The following is a 7,458-nucleotide window of genomic DNA, read 5'->3' as shown; positions in this document are numbered from 1 at the left end:
TTCCGCACTTCATCTTTAAATAATTTGCGTAACGGTTCGACGAGTTTGAATTGCAAATCTTTGGGCAAGCCGCCGACGTTGTGATGGCTCTTGATTTTGACCGCGACGCGCTCGCCAGTACCCGGATCGACATTGGTATCGGCGGATTCGATCACGTCGGGATAGAGTGTCCCCTGGGCGAGATAGTCAAATGGCCCCAGGCGTTTGGATTCTGATTCAAAGACGCGGATAAATTCGGTACCAATGATTTTACGTTTGGTTTCGGGATCGGTGACGCCCGCGATCGCATTGATAAACCGTTCCCGCGCCATTACATATTCAACTTTGATATGAAACTGGTTCTTGAATAGATTGACGAGGCGTTCTGGTTCGAGCTTCCGCATGAAGCCTTGATCGATAAACATGCACGTCAATTGGTCGCCGATCGCCCGATGCAATAAGAATGCTAAGGTCGAAGAATCGACCCCGCCAGATAGTGCGAGTAAGACTTTTTTATCGCCGACGCGCGCGCGGATATTCCGAATTGATTCTTCGACAAAGGCTTCGGTTGTCCAAGTCGGCTGACAAGCACAAATATGATAAACAAAATTGCGAATCAGGGCGATGCCGCCAATCGAATGTACGACTTCGGGGTGAAACTGGACGCCGTACAATTTGCGCTGGTGGTCGGCGATTGCCGCACAGGGTGTATTCTCAGTATGCGCCAGCAGCTCGAAGCCAGTTGGTAAGCTTTCGCAGGAGTCGCCATGACTCATCCACATCGTCGTACCTGCTTCGACATTTGTCAGCAGATCGATCGGATTGTCAATTAACAATTCGGCTTTGCCATACTCCGCTTTTTTGGCTTTAACTACTTCGCCACCGAGTTGCTGCACCATCAGTTGCATCCCATAGCAGACACCCAAGACGGGAATGCCCAGATTCCAGATTTCGGGGTCGCACTGTGGTGCGCGATCGTCATACACGGAACTTGGCCCTCCAGAGAGAATAATTCCCTTGGGATTTAGGAGTTTCAACTGTGCGGCAGTAGTCCGATAAGAGATCACTTCAGAATAAACTTGAGTCTCGCGAATTCTGCGGGCAATTAGTTCGGAATACTGGGAGCCGAAGTCCAGAATGACGACCATTTGATGGTTTAAGCTTACTGTTGCTAATGGAGTATCTGTAAGTTGAAGATCTGTTGAACTAGTTTCGGTTTCTGTTGTCACTGCGGACTCCCTAGAGTTGAATACTTGTAGACGAATAGAGCTACGACCGTCTGGGTTTGAGATGACTGACTCTTGGATTCAAGAGTGCGATCGCACAAGATTTATAGAAGATAATTAAAAAATTTATATTCGATTAAATCTAGCACAATTGGGTCAAAAATGTTCTACCAGTTGCACTAGTTGCAATAACTTGTCGCTGCCGATCGAATACTACCGAACCGACACTGACAGTTTGCTGACTCTGGCTATAAATATATGTTTGCGATCGATTATCGATCCGTGCAGTCAGATATCCATAGATCCGATTTACCCAATCGCTACCGTCAGCTCGATCGATTTCAGTGAGATATTTGAGGACATCCTCTGCCGTTTCACAATCGAATAACCCAGCTAATTGTGCGGGATCTAAACCGATCCGCACCGCTGCTGCGACCAAAATTTCCAATCGGCCATCAGCTAAATGGTGATGGGTATGAAAAATCCCGCCTGCCAATTTAATTAGTTTCCCGTGATAGCCAAATAACAATAATTTCGGCACTCCCAACACTCCCGCCTCAGCCAATAATGGCCCCAACCAATTCGCCGTCTTGATAATGCGATCGCGCTTAATGCCCATCTGCTGCGCCAGATCCAACCCATTCTCACCAATACAAAACACCAATGGCCAGATCTCCCCATCTCCCTGTCTTGTCGTCCCTCCATCTTCTATCCGCTCCCAACTCCCCGCTTTAGATCGTAACTCACCCAAACAAGCATCCAACTGCCCTGGCGCGCTCAACGGTTGGGAAATACCCGTCGTGCCCAGTAGCGATAAACCTTCTACTACCCCAAACGCAGCATTAGAAGTGCGGGTCGCCAGGACTCGGCCTTCAGGTAAGATAATCGTCACCCGAATCTTTTGGGTTGCGCTCAACAACGGGGCTAAATTCGCCTGGAAGAGCTGGCGAGCGTAGCTATAGATTGCAGGTAGATTATCTAAATTCGACTGCTTGCCGACCCCTTCACCCCCGACTAGCGCGATCGATTCTACCTGCGAGGGATCTGCCCATGCGACTACCGCCCACACTGGCGTATCGCGCGTCAGGTCTAAATTATCACCTGGATCGCTGTGGGTAATCCCCAGTGCCATCCCTGTCTGAATTAAGGCAACTCGATCGATCGAGATTTCTACTCGTTGTGGTGGGGTAATTAAGTCTACAGTAACAGCCGATTGACGATCGTTAGTAGATTGCTGCAAACATTTTAATGCGGCGATCGCACTCGCAGTAGCAAAGACAGGTATGGTATAGCCAGAACGCATGCAATCGAGGGTAGAGGGTAGTTAGGCTTTAGGCTTTAGGCTTTAGGCAATGGAACTGCGTTTCATCTAGTTGCTTAGTCTCCCCGTCCCCTCTTTCATACCTAGATTCAACAACATCTTTTATCGGTTATCTCCGATTACCCATCCCCCACTTTCTACCAATTGCAGATCTTCCAGGTGCTGGATTTGTTGTTTCTCATAGACGGCGAGATCGAACCAGAAGGTCGTACCAACGCCAACGGCACTAGTAATATGAATTTGCGTATGATGTTTTTCGATAATATTTTGAACGATCGACAGTCCCAATCCAGTACCTTCTAAAGTATGAACGCGGTTCTCCACTCGGAAGAAGCGATCGAAAATCGCCCGCTGATCTTCGGGATCGATGCCGATGCCCGTATCGACAACTTCCACTCTGACTACTTCGGAAGTAATGCCATTAATCTCCGCACCCACTTCAGGAGAGAGCTGGGCACGATAAGCGCGGATAGTCACTTTGCCATCTGCTTTGGTAAATTTGAGGGCATTGCCGACTAGATTTGCTAGTACTTGGAGGAGTAGATCGTAGTTACCCAAGATCGACGGCAGATCGGGTTCGATATCTTGACAGAGTTCGATGCCTTTGTCTTTGGCATTGAGCTGATAGGTGCGGAGGGTTTGTTCGATCGACCGATCAAGTTCGACAGCATCAAAGAGATAAGTATGGGAGGATTCTAGCTTGGAAAGATCCAAGACATCATTAACCAATCTAGTTAATCTGTCAGTCTCCCGATTAGCCGTATCGAGAAATTCACTGCGTTCGTCTTTGGTCAATTCATCGCCATACTCATGGAGAGTTTCGATGAAGGATTTGATATTAAATAATGGCGTTCTCAGTTCGTGGGAAACATTACTGATAAATTGACTTTTGGCTTCATTGAGTTCGACTTCGCGGGTAATGTCTTGGACAGTCATCGCGATCGCCCGCACATTTTCTTTAACTGGATCGAGGACATTGGTAATCAGAATACGTACGGTGCGCTGGGCGGGATGATTGAGCGTAATCCGAAATTCTTCACCATCGAGTTTGCCTGCTGCTACTTGATACAATGGTCGTGTAAGTTCCGCAGAGACGCTGCCTGGTAAAACATGGAGGATATTTGTGCCATTGAGATCGATCCGATCCCAACCGAAGAAACGACGGGCATTGGGATTGACCAGGACGATATTGAGATTATTATCGATCAGGATGGCACCATCGGCGATCGTCGTGACGAGGGTTTCTAATTTGGCTTTTTCGGCGGTTAATTCATCGATGTTTTGTTCTTCAAAGATCTCTAATTTTTCGGCCATTTCATTAAAGCTACCGATCAATTCTCCCAACTCGCCACCAAGGGGTAAATCGATCCGTTGCTTGAAGTTGCCAGCAGCAATATTCTTCACGCCAGAGAGTAATTCTTTAATCGGTTTGGTAATTTGCAGGGCATTAAAGACCGCGCCCAAAATTACCATTACCCAAATCGAGACGAATACGGCGATCGTCACATCTCTAGTCAGTCCGGTAGATGCAACTACAGTCGGATTGGGATTGATCCCGATCGCCAGCGTACCCAGAAATTTGCCCTCATGCTCGATCGGGACAAACACATCAGTGACAATTCCTTCGGGCGTCTGATGTTGGCGAACCAAGGGTAGATCTTTATTGTCTTTATTTCCAGTTTTTTCGGGTAAGTGAATTCGCCGCTCGATCATCAGGGAGTTTTGGACTTCTGATTCGGAAAAGGGAATTCCCAGCCGAATATTCCCGGCATCATCAGCATAGAGGATGTAGCGCAGGCTCGACGTGCTGTGATAAAACCGATTGGAAAAGCGCGCGACGGTAGTTAAATCGTTTTCAGCCAATTGCGGGGCAATATTTGCCGCTAGTAATAGTCCTAAATCGCGTCCGAACCGCGTATCGTTGATCCGCGCATCGGCTTGAATGGTATTGACCGCCCAAAAAGTTAAGCCGCTCACAATCAGCGACACCACCAATGTGGCTGCTCCCATCAGTTTGGTTTGGAGTGTGAACTCCATCCACCAATGGCGAATGATGTCGCGCAAGTTGTCGAACATGGCTAGCATGAATGGGGGTAGAGGATAGTGACGAGAATAGCTAGAAGGGTCGTGTAGTTAGGACAATCCGAATCCATATTCACGCACTTACAGATGTGAGGCTGTATCACTCTCACTATAACAGCGATTACCTAACGGTAGGCTATGCCAACGCTCGGATGGCTGGAAGATTCAGCGTTATTGACGGATCTGAATGGAAAAATCTGGGTCTCGATCTCGTCAATGGCGGGAGCGATCTCGATCTTCGCGCATTCCGATCGCTACAGGAAGATACACCATCAACTTTTCACGCCTAATGGCTCGATAATGCTTGACACAATTGCCGAAAATCATCGCCACGATGCTCGAAACTAGTATATTGATCGAAGCTGGCACAAGCAGGGGATAATAAGACAACTTTGGCTTGATGTTGTTTGGCTAACTGACTCGATCGAGCCACTGCATTCTTCATCGTCTCGACGATTTCAAAGTTAGTATATCCAACAGCAGTCAATCGATCGGCAAATTGCGATCCGGCATTACCAATTAATAATACGGCAGCGGCTTTTTGCTTAATGGTATTTAACCAAGCTAGATCCTCGCCTGCTTTGGCTTCGCCGCCAGCAATCAGAATTACGGGTGCTTTGACTGCCGTCAATCCGACATCGGCAGCATCATAATTAGTGGCTTTACTGTCATTAATATAGTCCACCCCTTCGTAAGTGCAGATATATTCTAAGCGATGGGCGACACCTGGAAAACTAGCGACAGCTTTGGCGATCGCACTATTCTCAATTCCGGCTAGTTTGGCTACGCCCACAGCCATTAATAGATTTTGCAGATTGTGATCTCCAGGCATTTTTAGCGATTCTGATGACAACACTTTTTCGCCTCGGAAAAATACCCAATTATCTTCGATCCAGATTCCATGTTCGGGATTGCCCTGTAAATATTGTTTCCCCTTTACACTCGTCCAAGTTGCGTCTTGCCAGTCAGATTCGCCGAGATCGTGTAAATATCGATCGTCGCCATTGAAAATTTGATGTTGAGAATTCCGGAGTAATTTAGCCTTAATTTCGGCATAATTTTTAACAGTTTTATGACGAGCTAAATGATCGGGAGTTAACGTTGTCCACACCCCAATCTGTGGTTTGAGCGTAAAAGTGGACTCAATTTGGTAGCTACTTAGCTCGGCAATAATCCACGCCGGTTTTGTTTCGAGTAATGCTAGTTCGCAAGCTGCGAAACCGATATTGCCACAACCGATCGTTTCCAATCCTGCCGCTTGAAAAATCGCATCGACTAGAGCTGTCGTCGTGGTTTTACCGTTGGTGCCGGTAATCGCTACCCAGGGAATATCTTGGAGATATCGCCATGCCAATTCCATTTCGCCGATCGTATCGATACCCATCTCTCTAGCCCGAACTAGAGGAGCAATATCCCAGGGTACGCCAGGGCTGACAACGATCATCTCTTCGGTGGTTGGGGTAAATCGATCGCCGAGTTTGACGTTGATTCCGAGTATTTCTAGTTGTTGCTTTTGCGTTTCGAGGCTGGCATTTTGATTGCTATCGCTCAGAGTAACTGCATAACCATGTTTGATGAGTAGTTTCGCAGCGGCGATACCCGATCGACCCAATCCAATTACAGTCGCTTGTTTCATGATGTTTGTTCAATAAGGGCTAGGCAGGTTCGGCAAAGATCGGCACTAAATGATACCCTGTCGGCACCCATTGCCACAACTCCTGTAATTTTAATCCTTGGGATCGCCGCTGGGCACGATTTTTTACTGGGGTGCTCAGTCCTAGTCGCTCTAAAATCAATTGCATCATCGCTGAGTTGAAATGCTGGGGAAACCGATGCTGTTCCTGGGCGTGATCTAAGAAAAAAGTTTGATGGTATTTGTGTAAATTCCGTTCTAAATTAGCAATTCGCTCTAGCAATTCTGGCACCTCACCCAATCGATGCTGATGTTTGGTCAATAATAATTCTGCCGCATTATTGAAATGCATCCCCTCATCTTTGACTAAATGATGACCGATCTTTTGAATTGCTGTCCCAAAATGACGGTAGTATTCCCACAGATCGCGGCGATAGGAATAGACAGAGCCAATCTCATCGAACATCAGCGTTACCAACAGTGTAAACTCGTCGGCTAACACCATTGCGATCGGTTCGATTTCATGAACTCTCTGGGCAAATTGTCGATTCATCTCGGCAAATTTTACACCAGCAATGCAATGATAAGTCCGTCTCAATGCCTCATAATGCTTGAGTTCGTCTTCCAGCCACAGATCTAGCATCGCCAGAAACTCAGGGGACATTTCAGCAGAGCGGGTGATGATGTAATCGTACAGCGATTGCGAGTCACCCTCAGAATAGACATCGCGACCGAGCAAATTGCAGAAGTTGGTATAAATTTCTGGCGGTACTAGTTCGAGCTGTTGGGGTGTCAGGGCATAATCGATCGGCAATACGGCATCGAGATCCCAATTGTTTTGCTTGATTTTCGCTGTGCTGACAAAGCTGCTACGCGATCGATCTGGGTGCTCAATTGTGGGCATAGGTGTCCTCACTCTGCAATGTAGAGTCCATTGCCAGAGACGATATGCGGAATAATCAGACAGTGTCGCCCCGTAATTTTGGATGTGTCGCCCCGAATAATTAACCCAGCAGCTTCGCCATCGATCGCCCAACTACCGATCGCGTAGTGATAGCCGAAAGCTTCAGGTAATTCGATGTATTCTTGAACGATAAAGCCCTCGGCACCATACCCAAAGGACTCTTTTTGCTCTAGAGATCCAAATCCAGTTTCGATCGAGGTTGCTACGCCTTCTAGCCCCAGCATCGGCTTTCTGATATGCATTCCCAGCAGCA

The 7,458-nt window shown here is 47.4% G+C and carries 7 protein-coding genes; 1 reads left to right on the top strand and 6 read right to left on the bottom strand.

Features of this window, described 5'->3' with window-relative positions; genetic code table 11:
* The 3 genes from guaA to nblS form a co-directional block, all read right to left on the bottom strand.
* A partial coding sequence (gene guaA, locus RMO27_RS11465; RefSeq protein WP_309732491.1) for a glutamine-hydrolyzing GMP synthase occupies positions 1-1,127 on the bottom strand: 1,127 nt, incomplete at its 3' end.
* 220 nt (positions 1,128-1,347) lie between these two features.
* Positions 1,348-2,508 carry a cobalt-precorrin-5B (C(1))-methyltransferase CbiD gene (gene cbiD / locus RMO27_RS11460; RefSeq protein WP_309732490.1) on the bottom strand — a complete coding sequence of 387 codons (1,161 nt, stop codon included), beginning with the start codon at positions 2,506-2,508 and terminating at the stop codon, positions 1,348-1,350.
* A 120-nt stretch (positions 2,509-2,628) separates the two neighbouring features.
* Entirely contained in the window at positions 2,629-4,611 is a 1,983-nt protein-coding gene (nblS, locus tag RMO27_RS11455; protein ID WP_309732488.1) for a two-component system sensor histidine kinase NblS, read from the bottom strand.
* Between the two features lie 86 nt (positions 4,612-4,697).
* On the opposite strand from nblS, the gene RMO27_RS11450 reads away from it, so the two are divergent.
* Positions 4,698-4,898, top strand: a complete 201-nt coding sequence (locus RMO27_RS11450; RefSeq protein ID WP_309732486.1) for a hypothetical protein — start codon at positions 4,698-4,700, stop codon at positions 4,896-4,898.
* On the opposite strand, the gene murD is transcribed toward RMO27_RS11450, so the two are convergent.
* The 3 genes from murD to RMO27_RS11435 all read right to left on the bottom strand — a co-directional run.
* On the bottom strand, positions 4,895-6,244 hold the full coding sequence (murD, locus tag RMO27_RS11445; protein WP_309732484.1) for a UDP-N-acetylmuramoyl-L-alanine--D-glutamate ligase: 1,350 nt from the start codon (positions 6,242-6,244) through the stop codon (positions 4,895-4,897). The genes RMO27_RS11450 and murD overlap by 4 nt on opposite strands.
* A 19-nt stretch (positions 6,245-6,263) precedes the next feature.
* A complete protein-coding gene (locus RMO27_RS11440) occupies positions 6,264-7,145 on the bottom strand; it encodes a hypothetical protein (RefSeq protein ID WP_309732482.1) in 882 nt (293 codons plus the stop codon).
* 8 nt (positions 7,146-7,153) lie between these two features.
* On the bottom strand, positions 7,154-7,458 hold a 305-nt coding region (locus RMO27_RS11435; RefSeq protein WP_309732479.1), incomplete at its 5' end, for a glutathionylspermidine synthase family protein.

Origin of the sequence: Chamaesiphon sp. OTE_75_metabat_556, from assembly GCF_031378165.1 — a bacterium.
In the GTDB taxonomy this organism is placed as follows: domain Bacteria; phylum Cyanobacteriota; class Cyanobacteriia; order Cyanobacteriales; family Chamaesiphonaceae; genus Chamaesiphon.
Note: the sequence above shows the minus strand (reverse complement) of the source record. Positions and strands in the feature narration are given on the sequence as shown.